General features: G+C 37.0%; 20 protein-coding genes. 13 read left to right on the top strand and 7 right to left on the bottom strand.

Going from position 1 to position 21,304, the window contains the following annotated elements:
* Window positions 1-88 precede the first annotated feature (88 nt).
* Both mtlD and ybaK read right to left on the bottom strand, forming a co-directional pair.
* Window positions 89-2,236, bottom strand: a complete 2,148-nt coding sequence (mtlD, locus tag R5R67_RS06015) for a bifunctional mannitol-1-phosphate dehydrogenase/phosphatase (protein WP_031950217.1) — start codon at window positions 2,234-2,236, stop codon at window positions 89-91.
* 428 nt (window positions 2,237-2,664) lie between these two features.
* Window positions 2,665-3,129, bottom strand: a complete 465-nt coding sequence (gene ybaK, locus R5R67_RS06010; RefSeq protein WP_000186520.1) for a Cys-tRNA(Pro) deacylase — start codon at window positions 3,127-3,129, stop codon at window positions 2,665-2,667.
* Between the two features lie 190 nt (window positions 3,130-3,319).
* Between ybaK and R5R67_RS06005 the strand changes: the two genes are divergently transcribed.
* The 4 genes from R5R67_RS06005 (at window position 3,320) to R5R67_RS05990 (ending at window position 7,972) form a co-directional block, all read left to right on the top strand.
* Window positions 3,320-3,622, top strand: a complete 303-nt coding sequence (locus R5R67_RS06005) for a hypothetical protein (RefSeq protein ID WP_000120631.1) — start codon at window positions 3,320-3,322, stop codon at window positions 3,620-3,622.
* Window positions 3,623-3,858: 236 nt separating this feature from the next.
* Window positions 3,859-5,232, top strand: a complete 1,374-nt coding sequence (locus tag R5R67_RS06000) for an ABC1 kinase family protein (protein ID WP_000070801.1) — start codon at window positions 3,859-3,861, stop codon at window positions 5,230-5,232.
* A 229-nt stretch (window positions 5,233-5,461) separates the two neighbouring features.
* On the top strand, window positions 5,462-6,745 hold the full coding sequence (locus tag R5R67_RS05995; protein WP_171061219.1) for an acyl-CoA dehydrogenase family protein: 1,284 nt from the start codon (window positions 5,462-5,464) through the stop codon (window positions 6,743-6,745).
* A gap of 21 nt (window positions 6,746-6,766) precedes the next feature.
* Window positions 6,767-7,972: an acyl-CoA dehydrogenase family protein gene (locus tag R5R67_RS05990; RefSeq protein ID WP_001053243.1), complete on the top strand. Its 1,206-nt coding sequence runs from the start codon at window positions 6,767-6,769 to the stop codon at window positions 7,970-7,972.
* A 119-nt stretch (window positions 7,973-8,091) separates the two neighbouring features.
* Here R5R67_RS05990 and R5R67_RS05985 read toward each other — a convergent pair whose 3' ends face one another.
* The gene (locus R5R67_RS05985) at window positions 8,092-9,315 is read right to left on the bottom strand and encodes an alkane 1-monooxygenase (RefSeq protein WP_000993550.1); all 1,224 of its coding nucleotides are present in this window, start codon (window positions 9,313-9,315) and stop codon (window positions 8,092-8,094) included.
* 189 nt (window positions 9,316-9,504) lie between these two features.
* On the opposite strand from R5R67_RS05985, the gene R5R67_RS05980 reads away from it, so the two are divergent.
* Entirely contained in the window at window positions 9,505-10,452 is a 948-nt protein-coding gene (locus R5R67_RS05980; RefSeq protein ID WP_000339569.1) for an AraC family transcriptional regulator, read from the top strand.
* Window positions 10,453-10,491: 39 nt separating this feature from the next.
* On the opposite strand, the gene R5R67_RS05975 is transcribed toward R5R67_RS05980, so the two are convergent.
* The 3 genes from R5R67_RS05975 to R5R67_RS05965 form a co-directional block, all read right to left on the bottom strand.
* Window positions 10,492-12,357 (bottom strand): SurA N-terminal domain-containing protein, encoded by a 1,866-nt coding sequence (locus R5R67_RS05975; RefSeq protein WP_000443423.1) that lies wholly within the window; start codon window positions 12,355-12,357, stop codon window positions 10,492-10,494.
* A 131-nt stretch (window positions 12,358-12,488) separates the two neighbouring features.
* A complete protein-coding gene (locus R5R67_RS05970) occupies window positions 12,489-12,761 on the bottom strand; it encodes an HU family DNA-binding protein (RefSeq protein ID WP_001043034.1) in 273 nt (90 codons plus the stop codon).
* Window positions 12,762-12,930: 169 nt separating this feature from the next.
* Entirely contained in the window at window positions 12,931-13,386 is a 456-nt protein-coding gene (locus R5R67_RS05965; protein ID WP_000368000.1) for a phasin family protein, read from the bottom strand.
* A gap of 210 nt (window positions 13,387-13,596) precedes the next feature.
* Here R5R67_RS05965 and R5R67_RS05960 point away from each other — a divergent pair, with 210 nt between their 5' ends.
* The 8 genes from R5R67_RS05960 to fdx all read left to right on the top strand — a co-directional run bounded on the left by R5R67_RS05960 (window position 13,597) and on the right by fdx (window position 19,710).
* Complete coding sequence (locus tag R5R67_RS05960; protein WP_000005343.1) at window positions 13,597-14,244, top strand: hypothetical protein; 648 nt, start codon at window positions 13,597-13,599, stop codon at window positions 14,242-14,244.
* Window positions 14,245-14,354: 110 nt separating this feature from the next.
* Window positions 14,355-14,828, top strand: a complete 474-nt coding sequence (locus tag R5R67_RS05955; RefSeq protein WP_001241480.1) for an Rrf2 family transcriptional regulator — start codon at window positions 14,355-14,357, stop codon at window positions 14,826-14,828.
* A 1-nt stretch (window position 14,829) separates the two neighbouring features.
* Complete coding sequence (locus tag R5R67_RS05950; protein ID WP_000828390.1) at window positions 14,830-16,047, top strand: IscS subfamily cysteine desulfurase; 1,218 nt, start codon at window positions 14,830-14,832, stop codon at window positions 16,045-16,047.
* A 66-nt stretch (window positions 16,048-16,113) separates the two neighbouring features.
* Window positions 16,114-16,500, top strand: coding sequence for a Fe-S cluster assembly scaffold IscU (iscU, locus tag R5R67_RS05945; RefSeq protein WP_000331712.1), 387 nt, complete (start codon window positions 16,114-16,116; stop codon window positions 16,498-16,500).
* 30 nt (window positions 16,501-16,530) lie between these two features.
* Window positions 16,531-16,851 (top strand): iron-sulfur cluster assembly protein IscA, encoded by a 321-nt coding sequence (gene iscA, locus R5R67_RS05940; RefSeq protein ID WP_000581597.1) that lies wholly within the window; start codon window positions 16,531-16,533, stop codon window positions 16,849-16,851.
* Between the two features lie 85 nt (window positions 16,852-16,936).
* The gene (gene hscB / locus R5R67_RS05935) at window positions 16,937-17,455 is read left to right on the top strand and encodes a Fe-S protein assembly co-chaperone HscB (protein ID WP_001015254.1); all 519 of its coding nucleotides are present in this window, start codon (window positions 16,937-16,939) and stop codon (window positions 17,453-17,455) included.
* 38 nt (window positions 17,456-17,493) lie between these two features.
* The gene (gene hscA / locus R5R67_RS05930) at window positions 17,494-19,353 is read left to right on the top strand and encodes a Fe-S protein assembly chaperone HscA (RefSeq protein ID WP_001196574.1); all 1,860 of its coding nucleotides are present in this window, start codon (window positions 17,494-17,496) and stop codon (window positions 19,351-19,353) included.
* Window positions 19,354-19,371: 18 nt separating this feature from the next.
* Complete coding sequence (gene fdx, locus R5R67_RS05925) at window positions 19,372-19,710, top strand: ISC system 2Fe-2S type ferredoxin (protein WP_001137383.1); 339 nt, start codon at window positions 19,372-19,374, stop codon at window positions 19,708-19,710.
* A gap of 47 nt (window positions 19,711-19,757) precedes the next feature.
* On the opposite strand, the gene R5R67_RS05920 is transcribed toward fdx, so the two are convergent.
* A complete protein-coding gene (locus R5R67_RS05920) occupies window positions 19,758-21,227 on the bottom strand; it encodes an adenylate/guanylate cyclase domain-containing protein (protein ID WP_318754781.1) in 1,470 nt (489 codons plus the stop codon).
* Window positions 21,228-21,304: the final 77 nt, after the last annotated feature.

Raw genomic sequence — 21,304 nt, 5'->3', positions numbered from 1 at the left:
AACAGCACAGTTTTAATTCAAAATCATTCAAGTTTTGTATTAAAACATGTTTGCCTTTCAATTGTTGAGGTTAATTCAATAAGCAAGCTCAAACATATTGAGTTGATGTAGTTTTGGTATTGTTCAGCTTAATGTCCAAAGGTTGTTTACCTTGTTCAGAAAACAAATATTGGATAAGTTGAACCAATTCAGCTTCAAACTGTCTTCTTTGAGCTGTACTCAAGTCTAGGTTCTGAATTTGTTGCTGCAGATGTTCAACAGCTTTAGTCTCTTCAATTTCTAAAAATTGAATCGCATAGGCATAACCTAAAGCAGCACCTTTTAATAAGTTCTTATAAGGCAAATCATGACGAATATTCACAGCAATTGATGCCATGACACGTTCATTATGATTGAGTTTGCGTAGTGGATCTCTAGCTACGCGTTGACAAGGATCTTTAAATGCATATTCACATGAGTCTAGAAAACTTTGTGACATTCGATCCAAATCTTTTGCATAGTTAGGTAATACAATAGCAAGTCCCTGCTTCACTTCTGCAATTAAGTTCTCTGCAAATGCTTTAACTAAATGATCACCCATGGCAACACCAATAGATTCATAACCCATTAAAGATGCATACCAAGCAAGCATCGCATGTACACCATTCCATAAACGATTTTTAATGAGTTGAATGTCAGTAATTTGGTCAACCAATACCACCTGACGCAACTTTTCAAGTAAAGGACTGCCTTTCTCTACATAGATTGGCATATCAGTTTCACTATGGAACAAGATTAAATCCATGCTTTGTAAGATATGTCCCGGCTGGAAATTACGGCGCATGTTATCAACATAGATAGAAGCCTGATTTAGTTGATCTGGAGTTAGTTTATTACAGTCTTCAATTTCAATTTGGTCTTCTTGCTCCACATCTTCTAAATGCTGTTCAAGAAAATTATGCTTAATACGAAGTTGACGATATAAATTCTGATTAGAAAGTTTTGAAACCATGCGATTAACTACGGTGTCGCAAAAGTAATGCTCTTTTAAAATATGCTCGGTTACATCTTCATCGTTGGTTAACTCTAATAGAGCTTCTTTAAGATGCTTCATAACCAAATATTTCGCACCAACCTTATTTAAAATAATTAGAAAGGTTAAAGGTTCTATACATGTTTCAAGTTGCGAATTAAAACGCGCATATAACCCTTTTGCAATTATCTTTGATTCAGATTTGATCGCTTGCTCAGGCAAACATAATGCAATCAAACTTGAATGAGTATACATCTCTAACATTTGTTGTTCATTGTCAGAATCAACAATGGTCATATTCTCAATACGTTCATCATAAGAAAATTGCCCATAGCGAATACTATAGGTTCCAAACGCATTTACAGCTTCGCGGAAAAGACTATTTCGTGTTGACGCAATTATACGTTTTGGTTTCGTATATCCATCCCAATGCGACAAGATCTGCGCTATATAACCACCGCCAATAGCACCGAAACCATGTATTCCAACAGTAAGCTGATTCAGACTTTGCGGAAAAGGTTCCTGTATCTCTGGCATATCCATAACGGAAATAAATTGGTCAAGGTCGGTTAAAAAGTCATACATCTGGTCATAATAAAAATGCGCTTTTTCCAGCATTTCATCATTTGGTTCTTTAATATCTTTTAATAAAATCGTTAAACCTTTCGATGTATGTGCTGAAGTTAAACCATTTTCCGAATCTTCAAACATAAGACACTGGTTAGCGTCTAAATGAAGTTGACTAGCCGCTTTTAAAAAGATTTCTGGATGTGGCTTCCCTTGTTCTACTTCATCCCCACAAGTAATGACATCAAAAAATTTATAAACATTTGCATTAATTAAATATTCTTCGGCAATTGCTCTGCGGCTTGAAGTAGCCACAGCCATTCTTAAACCAGATTTTCTTAAACGCTCTAGAACTTGAACCAAACCTTTTTTAATAGGCACGCCGTGTTTTCGAATATGTTCTAGTTCCATCTCATCGGCACGTTTTCGAATTTCCTTATATGGAACATCTACTCCGTATAAACGTTGTGCAAGCTTTTCCGCTGTAGTCGCACTTAACCCCAAACATTGCATTAAATATTCGTGTGAAAACTCCTGCCCAATGAGTTCTTGAGATGCCTGTTGCAATGTTTGAAACCGCAACCGTTCAGTATCAAACATTGTCCCATCCATATCGAAGATAGCTCCATGAACAGGTTTTCCATGAAAAATAAGCACGTTTTTACCTCTTTTTTGATCATGTTTTATTCAGGGTATACAAAAAATTGCTAAAAAAGGTAGGATGATAATAAATGAAACATTAGTGGTTATTTTTTAATCAAAAATATAAGCAATCTGTTACTGAGAAGAGTTAAACACTCAAAAAGGTTGAACAATATAGATAATTGTGAAACTGAGTTTAAACACAAAAGTAGCAAGCCTTCCTCGCTTACTACTTTTGCTTCTTCTTTTTATGCGCTGATCATGTTTATTTTTCTTAGGTCCATTTACTGCTAAATAAACCTGCATTGTTTTATTATGTCTTGCAGGTCTACCTATACCAGAAACTTCTATAATTCTTGTTATTTTCTGGTAGAACCAAACAATACTTAATAATGATAATCATTTTCATTTAAGATGTCAACTTAATAATACCCTACTTTTAATTAATCAAGTACGTCTACAAATTGCGCCGTTAATATTTGTGCTAAATCTTTAGGATTTACACCAATATCTAACCCTCTCTTACCACCACTTACATAAATTTTGCTGAGCTCTTGTGCAGAGGCATCAATTACTGTCTTCAAACGTTTCTTTTGGCCTAAAGGACTAATTCCGCCCACTAAGTACCCTGTTAAACGTTCGGCATCTTTAGGATTTGCCATCTGTAGTTTTTTACACCCCACTGCCGTAGCTACTTTTTTTAAATTGAGTTGATGGTTAACTGGTATAACCGCAACAAAATAATTTTTCTCATCGGTAACCAGAAGTGTTTTAAACACCTCATTTACATTAAGGTTTAATTTTTCAGCAGCTTCTAAGCCAAAACTTTTAGCATTTGCGTCATGTTCATATTCATGGATAGAAAATTCGATTTTGTTACTTTTTAACAGTCTACATGCAGGAGTCATAGGAGTTTAAATTTTAATGAAATGATATTGATTATATTTATTTTAAGAAAAGTTTAAAATTTGCTTAGGCTATTTACATCATTTACATGAAAAATCAAACCTACACCGAACAAAAAACAATCTAAACTTGATATTGAGTAGATGACTCCAATATATTTAGTTGAGATTTAAAGTCTGAACTGGCGAATTTATGAGTTACAAACACAATAATCTGATGGCAATGCGTCACCGTTTTTGGGATGAGTCTTCAGATCATGTATTAAATGAAAAGCAATTTTTACAGCAGACCTTAATCGAACAAGGCATTTTTAATAATGCGACTTTTGATGATGTTAAGTACTTTTTCTATACACTGCCTAGCATCGTTATTGTAAAGGCTCATGCGCTTGGTTTTATGCATGATTCCGTCAAGCAAATGGTTATTCAACATATTCAAGCTAATCGTATGCATTTAATGCAAAAGGCTGAATTGAAAATTCAGTTTAAAATGTAATTTTACGGTTAGCATCTGATACGACGTTTTATAGTGGTTTATTTTTCTGAGTGGTGGATATTTTAATTTTCTCTCTAACGCTTAGGCTATTTTTAGAAAATTAAAATCTAAAATGAGACTTTCAACTCACCATTCAGTCTGAGGGAACTATTTTAATACGTTCAAAACATGTAATATTCGTTACAATTTTAGATCACCAGCGTTTGGCTGCATGATGCGCATAGGATTCTATTTTCATGTCAAATCAGAACGATAAGCTTAAGAGTTTAAAAACTTCTTCCATGGATCGACGCTTATCAATCGCGAAAGCTTCTTTACTGGCAGGAACACGTTGGGCTACTGCAAGTGCCTCTTCCCTCTTTTCTAGTGAAGAAGAAAAAGAGAAGAAGCGTAAAAAGGCAATGAGCGAGCAAGCTAATTATCTTGTTTCTGAAATTGGCAAACTAAAAGGTTCTATTGTCAAGATTGGCCAAATGATGGCGCTTTATGGTGAACATTTTTTACCTGAAGAAATTACTCAAGCTTTAAATACCTTAAATAACCAAACTGTTGCTTTAGACTGGCCAGCAATTAAACCTCATTTACAAGAACAATTAGGTTCTAAGTTAAATGATCTAACAATTGATCATGAGCCTATTGGTACGGCCTCTCTGGCACAAGTTCATCGCGCAACACGTAAGTCAGACGGTTTAGAGTTAGTTTTAAAAATTCAATACCCTGGTGTTGCGAATGCAATTGACTCCGATATGAGCCTGTTTAAAAACATGCTTAAGCTTACACGTATGGTTCCTCAAACTCGTGAGTTTGATCAGTGGTTCGATGAAGTACGTGAAATGATGCATCGTGAAGTCAATTATCACGTAGAGGCAGCCACAACACGTCGCTTTGCTGAGCGTTTAAAAGATGATGAGCGCTATATCGTCCCTACAATTGTAGATGAATACTGTACCGATCAAGTCTTATGTATGACCTTTGAACGTGGCGTACCTATCAATAGTCCAGTCATGCTTTCCCTTCCTCAAGAACGCCGCAATCAGCTCGGTGAAGCTTCACTAGAGATTGCAGTTCGTGAGATTTTTGAATGGGGCGAAATGCAAACTGACCCTAACTTTGGTAACTACCTTGTTCGTTTAGGTAATGGCCAAGATATTCAGGATAAAATTGTACTATTAGACTTTGGTGCGATCCGTCAGTTCAATGAACATTTACTCTCAGTTGCGCGTAATCTAATACAAGCGGGTTATCAGCATGATAAACATGCGATGGTCCAAGCAATGACTGGATATGAGTTTTTCGATGCAATGCCTGAAAGTATTAAACCAGGCATGGCCGATGTATTTTTACTTGCGACAGAAGCATTCAGTACCCCTGCAAATAATCCAGATATGCCAGCAGGCCTGATGGATGAACATGAACGTTATGACTGGAAAAAAAGCCAGTTACATAGTCGTGTTATGCAGCAAGCAAGCAAATCAATGGCGTCTCGATATTTCTCGGTTCCTCCAAAAGAATTTATGTTTATTAGCCGTAAGTTTATTGGCGCATATACATTTATGACTGTTATTGATGCCAAAACAAATGTACGACGTATGATTCGTAACTTTGCTTAATATTATTAAGACTAGAATGATTCCGTGTCATTCTAGTCAATCCAAACAAAATAGTTCTTTTTAAAAACTTATTTTATTTTATAAAATCAAAAATATAGAATAAAACCTTTTTTGCTTTTACCATTTATCTACTCATTTTTTGAATGTCAGCAACGACATAGTTTTTTCTTATACAGCGTGTCAGCATAAAACAATAACAATGTGTTAGGACACCATAATCATGACAAATATGATCAATAAAGCCCAAGGGTTGGGTTTATCGCTGATCACAAAACTAGCTGGAAGCGATGTACTTGATCAACTCAAACTACGTAAATTTCTTGAAAGGTCTCTTTACCAAGGTTCAAAAGCTGGTTTTAGAGCATTAAGTCAGACTCAGAAAGCATTTAAACCTAAGCAAATTCCCCAACAACGTCTGCCTCAACAGAAGAAAAACCTATTTGATTTAAGCCTAACTGAAGAACAACAGATGACTTCAGAGGCAATGTCTCAATTTGCTCAAGAAGTTTTATTGGGATTAGCTCATGATGCTGATCAGACAGCTCAATTTCCAGAAAGCCTTTGGCAATATGTAGAAGATTTAGGATTAAACTATTACGCTCTTCCAGAAGCACTAGGTGGTGTCGCCGCTGAACAAAATATTGTAAGTAACTTATTGATTGCTGAGAAACTAGCTGAAGGTGATTTTAGTCTTACAGCAGGGCTCTTAAGTACGTTTAGTGTTATTAATGCCATTACACGGTGGGGCTCTACTGAAGTTCAGTCAATGTATCTGCCTTGCTTTGCTGAAGACTCAGACATTACCGCAACATTTGCAGTACAAGAAGCAACTCCAGCATTCAACCCTTATGTTTTAAAAACAAAAGCCTCTCTTGAAAATGATCAATATTTTATAGATGGTGAAAAAACCTTAGTCATTTTAGGTGATCTGGCTGATGTGTTCTTAGTGAGTGCTGACTTTAATGGCAAACCAGATGTATTTGTAGTGCAAGTGGGTGACACTATTTCCATTAAGAACACTCCAGCAATGGGTCTCAAAGCAACAGAGACAGCTACTTTAAAATTCAGCCATACACCCGCTCTACGACTAGGTACAACAGATTTTGATTACACCGCCTTTTTAGATTTAGGCAACTTAATGTGGTGTGCAATGGCTGTAGGAACCTGTGAAGCAGTAAAAGCCTACTGTATTAAATATGCCAATGAGCGAACTGCTTTCGGAGAACCAATTTCGCATCGTCAAAGTGTCGCATTCATGATTGCAGATATGGCAATTGAAATTGATGCTATGCGCATGCTAATTCTAAATGCCGCAAGTCTTGCCGAAGCAGGTAAACCTTTCCATCGTGAAGCATATTTAGCTCGTCTTCTTTGCGCAGAAAAATCCATGAAAATAGGAACAGATGGCGTACAAATTTTAGGTGGTCATGGGTTTACAAAAGAACACCCTGTTGAACGTTGGTATCGTGATTTACGCGCAACCGCAATTTTACATTCTGGCCTACATGCTTAAGATCAATCAGAGGATATTTTCATGAATTTACAAAATCCAAAAAAATTCAAAATGATGATTGATCAGGCACATGATGTGGCGATCAATGTATTACGCCCTATTTCCCGTAAATACGATAAAGCAGAACATGCTTATCCGAAAGAACTGGATATGCTTGCTTCACTCATTGATGGCATGAATGAAGGTGGTGAAGGAATTAATGCAGGTGCTGCCGGTGCAGGAAAACGTGGTGAAACTGATAATGAAGGAGTCCGTAATGGAACCAACATGTCAACAGCGTTAGGCATCATTGAAATGTGTTATGGCGATACTGGACTATTACTGAGCATGCCACGTCAAGGTTTAGGAAACTCTGCAATTGCCGCGGTCGCAAATGATGAGCAACTAGAACGTTTTAAAGGTACTTGGGCAGCTATGGCGATTACTGAACCAGGCTGTGGTTCTGACTCTGCTGCGATCCGTACTACGGCAACTAAAGATGGCAATGACTATATTTTAAATGGTGAAAAGATTTTCGTAACTTCTGGTGAACGTGCGGACTCGGTAGTTGTATGGGCTACACTTGACCGAAAACTTGGACGTGCAGCAATCAAGTCATTCGTAGTGCCTAAGGGTACACCCGGAATGAAGGTTGAACGACTTGAACATAAGTTAGGTATCAAAGCTTCTGATACAGCCGTTATTAGTTTTACTGACTGTCGTGTTCCGGCTGAAAACTTGCTCGGTAACCCTGAAATTGATGTTGCAAAAGGTTTTGCCGGTGTAATGGAAACCTTTGATAATACACGTCCATTAGTCGCAGCAATGGCAATTGGCTGTGCCAAGGCTTCTTTAGAGCGTATTAAAGAAATTTTTAAAGACCAGTTAGACCCTAATTACTCGACTCCATATTTGCAAACTTCCAACCTTGCTGCACAAATTTACCGAATGGAAGCCGAATGGGAAGCTGCACGGTTACTTATGCTGAAAGCCACCTGGATGGCAGACAACAAAAAACCAAACTCAAAAGAAGCTTCCATCGCTAAAGCAAAAGCAGGTCGTGTAGGCAATGAAATCACTTTGAAGTGTGTCGAGTTAGCAGCAAGTGTTGGCTATAACGAAGATGAACTACTTGAGAAGTGGGCACGTGATTCAAAAATTCTTGATATTTTTGAAGGTACTCAACAAATCCAGCAACTTATTATTGCTCGACGTGAGCTTGGAAAATCTTCAAGTGAACTAAAATAGAAATATTGCGAGGGAGTTTTTTAACTTCCTTGCTTTTTAGCACCATGATTTATCGGCAAAAATAAAACCCTCTAATCACATGATTAGAGGGTTCGGTATTTCAGGAATATATTTTTTAATTATTCAGCCTGTGTAGCTTCTAAGGACTTATCGACTACACCAAATTTTTTGAAGATTTTTGCACGACGTTTTGGTGAAATATTTGCTTTATTTAAATCCCCTTTGTAGTGATCAAATACACGCTTATCCATCATTTTAAACCACCATGAAGGAATCATGGCTGGTAGCAGCATACTTGCATAGCCACTTGGCAACTCTGGTGCTTCATCAAAATGACGTAACGCTTGGAATGGACGAGTTGGATAAGCATGATGATCTGAGTGACGCTGTAACTGATATAAGAATAAGTTGGTCACTACATTGTTATTATTCCAGCTATGCTCTGGCATTGTACGTTCATATTGACCATTTTCTTTTTTCTGACGCAATAAGCCATAATGTTCAATATAGTTAATAATTTCGAATAGACTAATCCCGTAAAATGCTTGTGTTGCTAAATAAGGAATCGTACCTTTACCAAAAATTCCTACCATAGAAGCATGGAAAGCAGCACTCATACCCCAGCCTTGCAGCAATTCATTATCGAGTGACCAAAACTCTTTACCTTTACGTTTTAAACGATTTTTCTCAATTTCAATTGCTGATTTAAAAGAACCAACAACTGTACGTGGCCAAAATTCATAGAATGTTTCACCCATACGTGAAGATGCCGGATCTTCAGGAGTAGCTGCACGCTTATGATGGCCATATGGATGCTCAATACGGAAATGGTTGTAACCTGTAGGCACTAAAGCAAGATGAGATAAAATATGGTCTATACGATCATGTTTATGACTTAATTCATGGGCTGTATTAATCGCAATACCATTAATGGCACCCATGGAAATACCAAGCAAAATTTTGTCAATAAATGAAGTATCTTTACGGCTTGTTAAATAACATGCATAAATATTTGCCGCATACTGTAATGGAATAAAACTTTTTACCAAACGCGAATAATATGGATCTTTCTCAAGAAGTTTAATTTCTTCATCGGTTGGATTACGCGCATCTTTACCAATAATTGTATCAATTGCAGGAATCACAACGTGTAATAAAAGTGGGCCACCTAAAGCAAATACTTTCTTTAATGGGCGTGGACCAAAATGGTATCCAGCTAAAATACCTAAACCAATTACAGGTAGAGCCGGACTAATCATCCATAAATAGCGCTTACGATCTATCTCACGCATAGACGCTGGCACTGGCATAAGTTCTTGCTGAACATTTACTGGTGCATTCATAGTCATATTTCCTTTTTCTATATATCTATATAGTTAAAGAAATACTATTTTCTTAACAGTTGTAACCGTCCAAAAAACCTATTTCAAAGTCTTTGGCATTTTCTTCCACTTTTTTGTCCTAAAAACACATGTTGATCTATTCTTATAGCTCACTATAATTTTATTAAAATAATGATTGATCACGTAAACATGGATGCACTAAGTAAATTTTTTGATGATATCCACTTAAATAAGTCTGAATATATTTATATAAAAGCACAAGGTGAATGGGCTTTTAAAACACAAGATCAATCTGCTTTACTGGCTTATATCGTTTTAACGGGTTCTGTATATATCCAATTAAATGTGTCAGAGAAAATAACAGCAAGAGCTGGAGATATTATTTTAATTCCTTCTGGAAAAGCGCATCATGCTACAGACTCAAAAGCTACTGCGAGTAAACTTGTAGATCCAGTCGATATTACCCCATTATTTAATGGACATCGCCACGATCCAATTGAGTTAGGCTCATCAACATCTGAAAATACCCTATTACTCTGCTTGCGCTGTCAAGTCGATACTTATATGGCAGGGCCACTTATTAATGCATTACCCTCTATTATGCATATTCAACATGAGAACCAAGCCACTCCTCCTGAATGGTTGCAAATAGGTCTCTACTTTTTAGCGGTCGAAACACAAAAAATCCAACCAGGTCATGACAAAATTATTGATCACTTAGTCAGTATTCTTTTAATTGAATGTATTCGTGATCATATTCAACAAATGTCAGATCAACAAAATTGGTTAGGTGCCCTCACACATCCTGAATTAAGTAATGCTTTATCCGCAATTCATAGTCAACCTGAAATAAGCTGGACTGTTGAATCATTAGCTGAACAATGCTGCATGTCACGATCTAAGTTTGCCAATCTTTTTAATAGTATTATTGGTGAACCACCTCTTACTTATTTACAGCATTATCGCTTCCGCTTAGCTAGCCAATATCTACGCACAAGTAATTTATCAATACAACAAATTTCAAATAAAGTGGGCTATTCTTCCGAAACCGCATTTAGTCAGGCATTTAAAAGAGTATTTGATTTATCACCTAAACAATATAGACAAAATTATATTGGTACTAATCTCGATGAATAATAAAAAAAGCGCCGAAGCGCTTTGTTTATTACATAGATTTTATTTGATTTTAGCATGTGACTTTAAGTATTCGCTGTAATCTTCAAGTATCTGTTGACCACGAGATTGGCGGTAAAGCTGTTTTAATTGTTGCAATTGATCAGCAGGCATAGCATTAACAGCAGCTGAATTTACATTAGAAACAGCCACCACCACTAACTCATTTGGTAAGTTCGCGGTAGTTACAGACCACATACCTGGTTTTGGCGCAGGAACACTAAATGCTGCACGCTCAATTGCACGTTTTAAACCTTGTGAACGAGTAAATACACCCGCTGATTCAAAAGCAACTTTATTTCTCGCGACAACTTGTTCAGCTGGCTGAGTTTTGAATTCTGTCAGCATTGTAGCGATTTTCGCTTGAGCTGCTTTACGTGCTTTCTCATCAATTACTTTAGCTTTTACTTCATTCATTGCTTGGGCAAGTGGTTTAACACCAGCCGCATGATAGTCACGTACTTTAACCCAAACAGTATCTCCGTTCGCTAATTGAATATTAGATGAAGCATTACGATCGCCATTTTTCACATCATCATTAAACAATTTAATTTTTACGTTAGGATCACTTAAATATGGATTTTGAGTAGCTAAAGTTACACCATTTAATGATTCGATTTTTGTACCTTTAACCTGCTGTACAACAGCATCTAAAGAATCATTACCAACAATCGTTTCATTCAAACTATTTACGGTATCTGAATAAACAGATGCAACTTTATTCTTTTCAACTTCTGCAATTAAACGTGGTTTCTCAGCTTCAAATGAAGGAATTTGGTTCGCCTGAGTCTCCGCTTCAATAATATGATAGCCATATTGTGTTTTTACTGGCTGAGAAATTTGACCATTTTTCAAGCTTAAAACAGTTTTATCAAATGCATCAGAGAAAACACCAGGTGCATATGCTTCAACTAATCCACCTTTCGTTTTAGAAGTTGGATCTTCAGAGAACTGAGCTGCTGCTTGAGCAAATGAAAGTCCACCCTGAATTTTTGCATATACATCTTTAGCAAGTTTTTGAGCTGCCGCATCATCACGAGCGTCTGTCGTAATAAGGATATGTTTCACTATGCGTTTAGCATCTTTTTGCTGAGTTTCTACGAACTTTGCATAAGCTTGTTTAAGCTCGGCATCTGTGGCTGGAGCTGGCTTAGCCATTAAAGACGGAGATAAAACAACATAATCTACATCAACAGAAGCAGGCTGTTTAAACTCATTCTGATGTTTGTTGTAGTAATCAGTAGCCTCTTGGTTCGATGCAGTTAAACCAGCTTTATAAGGGTCTAACTTAATACTAGCCAAATGCAATGTACGCTGTTCAGTTTGCAAATTCGCAATTTGCATTAAATCAACTTTACTCACTAAAGAATAATCTGCAAAAGTTGAAGTCAACATTTTTAAAGCGTGATCTTGACGTAAGCTAGCGATTAAGCCTTCGCTTGTCATACCAATCGAACGCAAATAATTTTCATATAATTTTTGTGAAAACTGGCCATTTTCTTGCAAACTTGGCTGCTGAGCTAACATTTGCTCGATTTGAGCATCGCTTAAAGAAATACCTAATTTTTCAGCTTGTTGAATGAGCAAATTACGGGATACCAATATATCAAGAGCTTTGGCTTGAATTACCGGTAAATTAAGTAAACTTTCATCACCCTTTACAGCAGCTAAATATTGTTCTTTATACCTTTGCGTTAAAGTTTCAAGGTCTTTTTTTGATATGTCCTGTCCATTTACAGTTTTTGCGACATCTGCCTTGTTTCCCCTATTAAAATATCCTTCAATACCTACAAGCGCTAAAGGGGTCAAAAACAAAACTAAAAGGACTTTGCCGAGCCAACCCTTAATGACTGTACGAAACGATTCCATAAGTATTCCAATATTTTATTTCGAGGAGAATTTTAACTGAAAAACCACAATGAATGAATGAGCAATATTGGTCAATTCAGATTTTTAATAAAAAACGCGCCTATATTGGCGCGTTTAATCATCTTAAAAGATTAAGCAACTGAATCTTTAAGACCTTTACCAGCTTTAAAGCTAGGTACTTTTGTTGCTTTAATTTGAAGCTCTTCACCAGTTTTAGGGTTACGACCAGTACGTGCAGCACGTTCTTTAACACTGAAAGTACCAAAACCAACTAAAGTTACTGTGTCACCTTTTTTAAGTGCTTCAGTAATTGACGCAATTGTCGCATCGAGTGCCTTGCCTGCATCAGTCTTAGATACTCCCCCTTTTTCAGCAATTGCATCGATTAATTCTGATTTATTCATGAATAAAACATCCTCTTAATATCGTTTGTTTAAGGTCCAAGGCTATAGTTTAAAAGGCCATGACGCCTTTATAGCAATGCTTTGGGGGAAAACGCAATACTAGAGCAGAGCTTTTAGCAAAAATAAATGCTAAAAAACTGTTATATATTTGCTAAATCCCTACATTTTTTTACTTTTCATTCAATTTTGCCTTCAATTTCTGATTTTCTTCAATTAAAGCATCTACCTTTATATGCAGTTGAACTAGGAGTTGTTCAATGTGCTGTAAATCCTTCGGAGTGACCAAGCCTATTCTATTTAAAGAGTGGTTTACACTCGTATCTAAAATTTTCTCGACCTTGTCTTTTGTATCAGAAACCGACTCTTTTGCTTTTTCGGTTACTTTACCAACAGTTGTATCTGCTAAATCACCTGTTTTAGATTCTAACTCTTCCCCTACTTTGACTAATGAGTCAAATAGTTTATTCCCTTCTTCTTCGGCACGAGAAAAAGCACCCAAACCTGCCAACCAGATTTGTTTAGTATACTTTCTAAAATCTAATGCAGATTTTCTAGAACTTTTTGATTTTGATTTATTTTTTTCTCCTTGCTCTTCTGCTTGTGTTTCTATGTTTGCATTATCCATTGATCTAAGCTCCTGATCGGATGAGAGAGACGAAGTGTTATTTAACCACAAAATATTCTTATAATAACAAAGTCAAGACTTGATACATTTATGAAACTGTTCTACAAAACAATCATGTCATGTAAATATATTTAACAGGACATTGTGTTAAGTTTGAGATAGGATGTCTCATTCTCTCAATTAATCTCTAATATTTAAGGATAAACTTTTATGAGTGAAACGCAACAAAGACAAAAACATCCACGTCTGTTGCTGAATATTGTTCTAATTATTTTAGAAACTTTTTTCTCATTTATTCTCACCCACGATGGTGTTCTTCGCTTGCAAGCGAAAAAGTTTATCGCCAATAAAATAACAATCCGTATTAATAGCTATTTGCCATTTTTCGACTTCTATGTGCAGTTTACGGAAAAAGGATTGCTATTTGATATTCACTCATATGACCGTCGGATTGATTTAGAAATTAATAGTACTCTCGTTGACCTTATCAAAATTTTTGTTTTTTCAAATCAACGTAGCCTGAATAACATGCGAATTGATGGGGATGCAGAGACTAAAAAAGAACTTATCGATTTAATTTCGCATCTCACTTTACCTAAGCTTCTAGCAGACTGGAAACAGTGGTTCAACGCACCAGATGATGAAGCCGAAGCCCTAGCCTCTCGCAAAAAAATTGCTCCATTACTTGAAAAAATCGACCAACAACGCTCAGAAATAAATTCGTTGCATGTCGAAATTAAACAGTATCAAAACCGAATTGCACGTTTACAACAGCGCCAACGGAACATTAACTTGTGCTTTGGTATAATTAGCCTAATATTTATTGTTTATTTCATATATAATTTGTGGGTAGCTTAACTTATTTTTTCTAATTTGATCCTGCACTTGAATTAAAAATAAAAAAACTTGACTATTTTAGTCGGGATTCATAAAATCCTATTATCTAGTCTTAACATGTGTATCGAATCATGCGCCTTACAACTCGCGGTCGCTACGCAGTGACTGCTCTACTTGATTTAGCTTTGCAGCCAACTGAACAAACGATCACGCTCGCCGAAATTGCCGCACGTCAATCTATTTCAGTTGCTTATTTAGAGCAGTTGTTCGCAAAACTTAAGCGTCATGGGTTAGTTTCTAGTGTTCGCGGTGCAAATGGTGGTTACCATTTGGCTCGAAACGCTGATGAAATTACTGTGTTAGAAATCATTGAAGCCGTAAATGAAACCGTTGATGCAACGCGTTGTGACCATAAAGGCAACTGCCAAAATGGTGCAATGTGTCTTACTCACGATTTATGGCAAGAACTCTCTCATCATATTGCCGACTATTTAGCTAAAATCACTCTTGCCAACCTCATTAGCCGAGACAACGTTCAAACTGTTGCATTACGCCAAAATGTAACTGGCACAGATTCAGCTCTTTTATCGGGTACAGGTATTTGATATGAAACGTCCAATTTATCTTGATTACGCAGCAACCACTCCAGTAGATCCGCAAGTTGCAGAACGTATGATGGAGTGTTTAACTTTCGACGGTACCTTTGGTAATGCTGCATCTCGTTCCCACGCTTATGGCTGGCAGGCAGAAGAAAAAGTTGAATATGCACGTGAGCAAGTCGCAAACTTAATTAAAGCTGACCCACGTGAAATCGTTTGGACTTCTGGTGCAACTGAATCAGACAACCTTGCTCTTAAAGGTGTTGCTCAATTCTATGCATCTAAAGGCAAACATATCATTACAAGTAAAATTGAACATAAAGCTGTTCTAGATCCTTGCCGTGAATTGGAAGAACAAGGTTTTGAAATCACTTATTTAGAGCCAGAACCACAAACAGGTTTAATTACTCCTGAGATGGTTAAGGCTGCCCTTCGCCCAGATACTATTCTTGTTTCACTTATGATGGTAAACAATGAAATTGGTACAGTTACAGATGTAGCAGCGATCGGTGAATTAACACGTGCAAATAAAACGTTTTTCCATGTAGATGCAGCACAAGCAGCTGGTAAAGTCGATATCGACTTATCTACTATGAAAATTGACCTAATGAGTTTCTCTGCTCATAAAATTTATGGTCCAAAAGGTATCGGCGCATTATATGTACGTCGTAGCCCACGTGTTCGTCTAAAAGCACAAATTCATGGCGGTGGACATGAACGTGGTATGCGTTCTGGTACTTTAGCGACTCACCAAATTGTTGGTATGGGTGAAGCTTTTGAACTTGCAGGCAAAACAATGCATGCAGAACAAGAACGTATTCGTAAACTTCGTGACAAACTTTGGAACGGTTTACAAGACCTTGAACAAGTGTTCTTAAATGGCCACCCAACTCAAAACGTTGCTAACTATTTAAATGTCAGCTTCAACTTTGTTGAAGGTGAATCTTTAATGATGTCGCTTAAAGACGCTGCTGTATCAAGTGGTTCTGCTTGTACTTCTGCTACTTTAGAGCCTTCATATGTTCTTCGCGCATTAGGTTTATCTGATGAGCTAGCACACAGCTCAATTCGCTTTAGTTTTGGTAAATACACGACTGAAGAAGATATTGACCACGTGCTTACAATTACCAAAGCCGCTGTTGAGAAATTACGTGAACTTTCTCCGCTTTGGGATATGTACAAAGAAGGTATCGATCTTTCTACAGTTGAATGGGCAGAACACTAATTATTGAAATTAGTGTTTTAACCCTCATATTAATATTAGGCTGACCCCGAGGTTTGGAGAAGCGAAATGGCTTATAGCGAAAAGGTAATTGATCATTACGAAAATCCACGTAATGTTGGTGTTTTAGACAAAAACTCTGAGAATGTTGGTACAGGTATGGTGGGTGCACCTGCATGTGGCGACGTAATGCGTTTACAGATTCAAGTAAATGACAACGGTGTAATCGAAGAAGCACGTTTCAAGACTTATGGTTGCGGTTCTGCAATTGCATCAAGTTCACTTGTAACAGAATGGTTAAAAGGCAAGACTCTTGATGAAGCTCAAGCAATCAAAAACATTGATATTGCAACTGAGCTAGCTCTTCCGCCAGTAAAAGTTCACTGTTCTGTATTAGCTGAAGATGCAATTAAAGCTGCGATTGAAGATTATCGTAGTAAAAAATCAAAAGCTTAATTTGTTACCATTATAAACGTTGGAGTTTTCATGATTCATTTAACTGAAAATGCTGCGACTCATATTAGCAATTACCTTAAAAACCGAGGTAAGGGTGAAGGCATTCGCGTTGGTGTGAAAACTTCTGGTTGTTCTGGGTTGGCTTATGTTCTCGAATTTGTAGATGATATCGATGAACATGATCAAATTTTCGAACAATTCGGTGTTAAGGTTTTTGTAGATCCTAAAAGCTTAGTTTACTTAGACGGCTTAGAAATGGACTATGTTAAAAATGGCCTTAATGAAGGGTTCGAATTTAACAATCCTAATAAAAAGGGTGAATGTGGTTGTGGTGAGTCATTCACTGTTTAATCCTCTCCTTTCCTTTTTCTCATTAAAACAGTGCCTTTTAACAGCACTGTTTTAATGTATTTAATTAATGTGGACCTCATTTCTAATGAATCATTTTGAGTTGTTCAATTTACCTGTGGCACTCGATATCGATTTGGCAAGCTTGAAATCAAATTTCTTAAGTTTGCAACAACAATATCATCCAGATAAAGCCGCAGATAAAGATCAAGCATTGATCAAATCAAGTGAAATCAATCAAGCTTTTAAAACGCTTTCTCAAGTTGATAGCCGCGCTGCTTATCTTTTAGCTCTTAAAAAGCAAGATCATCATCTTGATCAATCTATTAGTGATTTCGAATTTCTACAATCCGCTTTAGAACTTCGTGAACAACTTGATGAAGCGACATCATCTGAACATTTACGTACTTTAAGATTAGAAGTACAACAATGGATTGATGGTTTGGTCCGTGAATTCAAAATTGATTACAGTGAAGAAGACTGGGCAGAAGCACGCGATACCGTACGTAAGTTACGTTTCTTTCAACGTGTTTTAAACGATATTGATAAAGCAGAAGATCAACTGTTAGATGATGAAGACAGTTTTGATTTAGACGACGATTTTTAATTTTGCTTTCTCTACTTTATTTTCAAGGGATTTAACTCATGGCACTTTTGCAAATTGCTGAACCGGGTCAATCCAGTGCCCCACACCAACATCGCATTGCGATTGGTATTGACCTAGGAACAACACACTCATTAGTTGCGACAGTGTTATCAGGCAAACCTAAAGTACTCAATGATGTTCAAAATAGAAGATTACTTCCTTCTATCGTTCATTATGGGGACAATACAACTCATTATGGTGAAGAAGCTAAACCGTTTATCATTGCAGATCCAAAAAATACAATTGTTTCTGTTAAACGATTTATGGGCCGTTCAAAGGCAGATATTAAATTTCAACACCCTTATGAATTAGTAGGCTCAGAAAATGAAATGCCTGCTTTTGAAACCCGTGCTGGACGCAAAACACCAGTAGAAATCTCAGCTGAAATTTTAAAACAATTAAAAGATCGCGCTGAAGACAGTTTACAAAATCCTGTTAATGGAGCAGTAATTACAGTTCCTGCATATTTCGATGAAGCTCAGCGTCAAGCAACTCGCGATGCAGCTCAACTTGCCGGTTTAAATGTATTACGTTTATTAAATGAGCCTACAGCTGCCGCTGTAGCTTATGGATTAGATCAAGAAAGTAATTTAGCGACCGACCGTAATTATGTAATTTATGACTTGGGTGGCGGTACTTTTGACGTATCTATCTTACGTTTTTCACAAGGCGTATTTGAAGTTTTAGCGACTGGCGGTCACACTGCTTTAGGTGGTGATGACTTAGACCGTCTAATCGTAAAATGGGCTAAAAAACAGCTTAATATCGATGTATTAAGCGATGAAGATTATGCCGTATTTATTGTGGCAGCACGTCAAGCTAAAGAACAATTATCAACTCAAGATTCAGTTGAATTAAAGTTACTCGAAGCAACTCTCACACTAGATCGCCCTACATTTGAAAGCATTATTCAAGTAGCATTAGATAAAACGATTAGTGTTTGTAAGCGTGTACTGCGTGATGCAAAACTTGAGTTAACCGATATTCAAAATGTTGTTTTGGTAGGTGGTTCTACTCGCTCTTATGCTGTTCAAAAAGCAGTACGGGAAGTTTTTGCCCAAGAACCTCTTTGCACGATCAACCCGGATGAAGTGGTGGCAATTGGCGCTTCTATTACAGCCAACCAGTTAATCGGTAATAGCCAAGATGGCTCTCTTCTTTTAGATGTAACCCCTCTTTCTCTTGGTCTAGAGACTATGGGAGGACTCGTTGAGCGTCTGATATCTCGTAATACAGCGATTCCTGTTGCACGTCGTCAAGAGTTCACCACCTATCAAGATGGCCAAACTGCTATGTTAATTCATGTAGTTCAGGGCGAACGTGATTTAGTTGAACATTGCCGTTCATTAGGTAGATTTGTACTTCATGGCATTCCACCAATGACTGCAGGCCAAGCTCGTATTGAAGTCACTTTCCAAGTTGATGCAGATGGCTTACTCACCGTTTCTGCTCGTGAAGCAACTTCTGGCGTGCAAGCTCATATCGATATCAAACCATCTTATGGTTTATCTGAGGCAGATACGGAACGCTTATTAATTGAAGGTTTCCAACATGCCGAAGAGGACAAAAATCTTCGTCATTTAAAAGAAACTAAAGTTGAAGCAGAACGTGAGCTTGAGGCTCTTGAGCAAGCATTAAAAGTAGATGCGGATTTACTTGATGAAAAGCAGCTTGAAGCACTCAACTCTGCTAAGGAATCACTAAAAGCTCAGCTTGAAGGCAGTGATATCCAAGCAATTGAGCAAGCAGTTCAACAACTTAAAGTACATAGTGATGCTTTTGCAGCACTACGGATGAATCGACATATTGACCATGCCTTAAAAGGCACGAAGCTCGATGATTGGTCAAAATCAAATTAAAAGGTATAGGTGATCAATATGCCACGTATTAAAGTACTTCCTCACGCTCAATTTTGCCCAGAAGGAGCAGAATTTGAGGTTGAACAAAATGCAAATCTTTGCCAAAGTTTGCTCAACAAAGGAATCAAAATTGAACATGCTTGTGATATGTCTTGCGCATGCACAACTTGTCATGTGATCGTTCGTAAAGGCTTTGATAGCTTAGAAGAAATGAATGATGTTGAAGCCGATCTTCTAGACCGTGCTTGGGGGTTGGAGCCTGACTCACGTCTTTCATGTCAGGTTAAAGTTGTAGATGAAGATCTTGAAATTGAGATTCCGAAATACACAATTAACCACGCTTCGGAAAATCATTAATAAATAATAAAAAAAGCTGCTTAGGCAGCTTTTTTTATTTATATAATTTATACCTGATCTTGTTCTTCATCGATATTTATAGGCTTAACTTCATCCTCAAGTCTAAGCTGAGCAACACCTTGAGTATTAACCAAAGTTTGTTGAACTTTAATGCGCTGAATCATTTTTTCAAGCACTTCAACCAACTCAGGGTATTCGTAGTTTTGTACTTCTTCTAAATTTAAAACTAAATGGAAACCTTTATATTCATAATCAAACCATTGTTGATGATCTGATTTATTTCCTGTGTATTTTTCCATGACTTGCCATGTTTTTACTGCCCCTTGAATACCCTTTAAATAAATTGGGGTCTTAGGCGCACATAGAAAATCACTTTTGATCAATTGATAAGTATCATCAGAAATGAGTATTTCATCAATTTCAGCAGCATACTGTAAACGTGCCGCTAAATTTACATCGCGACCTACAATCGTATAAGCCATACGATGGGTTGCCCCATAATTTCCTACGTGGCAATAACCAGTACTAATGCCCATTCGGATATGCAATGCTGAGTAACCCATTTTTTTCCAGCGCTCGCGCAGCAGTTTCATTTGCTGACGCATAGCGATTGCCATCTCTACACATGCTTTAGCATCTTGCTCCACGCCTTGTGAATTTGGATCACCAAAAAATATGAGGATGGCATCACCCATAAATTTATCAACTGTAGCTTCATACTGTTTAGCGATTTCCGTCATATGACTTAAATAATCATTAAGCAAGAATGCTAAATCATCTGGAATTAAAGTTTCTGATAACTCTGTAAAACCCTGAATATCAGAAAAAAACACCGTCATTTTTTTACGCTTATATTCAATCTTTGCTTCAGCTTCACCGCGCATAATAGACTGCCATAACTGTAATGGCGCATAACGGCTTAACTGATTAGCAAAAGCAATATAGCGGGTCATTTGATCATAGTAATGTTGACGCTGCTGACTGATTTTTTTAACCCAACGATGCTGGTAGTAGTTTCCGATAGTAATAAACATAACCAAGCCAAGAAGTGTAATTACAGTCAACTCTTGGCTAGTAGGCTCAAAATATGTATAAAAACCAAATAAAAAGAAAGTACTTAAATAAAAAATAATCGCGCCTAACAAACTCGTCAAACAAATGACTGCGAAAGAAATACGACTATTAATTGCTGAATAAAACAAGGCAAAAAGTGCAATAAATGTAGGCACTAAATTAAGATGCAGACCAGCCAATGTAACGGCTACAACAATTGCATCGATTGCAAAGAAAACACTTTTTTGAGTTTTTTTATCGAATTGGTACTGAAGCCAATGTTCTAACTTCGAACTAATAAAAAGCAAGAATAGGAAAAAAGGTGGAACATAGATCTGATAATTTGTATTAGGTGAGGTAAAAGCATAGATCACTAAAATTAATGACAGAATTGAATATCCCATCAAACGATGAAAATATGCAAACTGCTTAGGCTCTCTATCGATAAACCTCTCTAATTGCACCCTATCCTCCACACCTCAATGTAGCCACATTCATATAAATGTGGCATTGCATTGATTTAGTCCATGCGCCAATCAAA

Source organism: Acinetobacter sp. OYA S30 (assembly GCF_033599315.1).
In the GTDB taxonomy this organism is placed as follows: domain Bacteria; phylum Pseudomonadota; class Gammaproteobacteria; order Pseudomonadales; family Moraxellaceae; genus Acinetobacter; species Acinetobacter baumannii.
The sequence above is the reverse complement of the archived record's forward strand: the minus strand, read 5'-3'. Positions and strand labels throughout refer to the sequence as shown.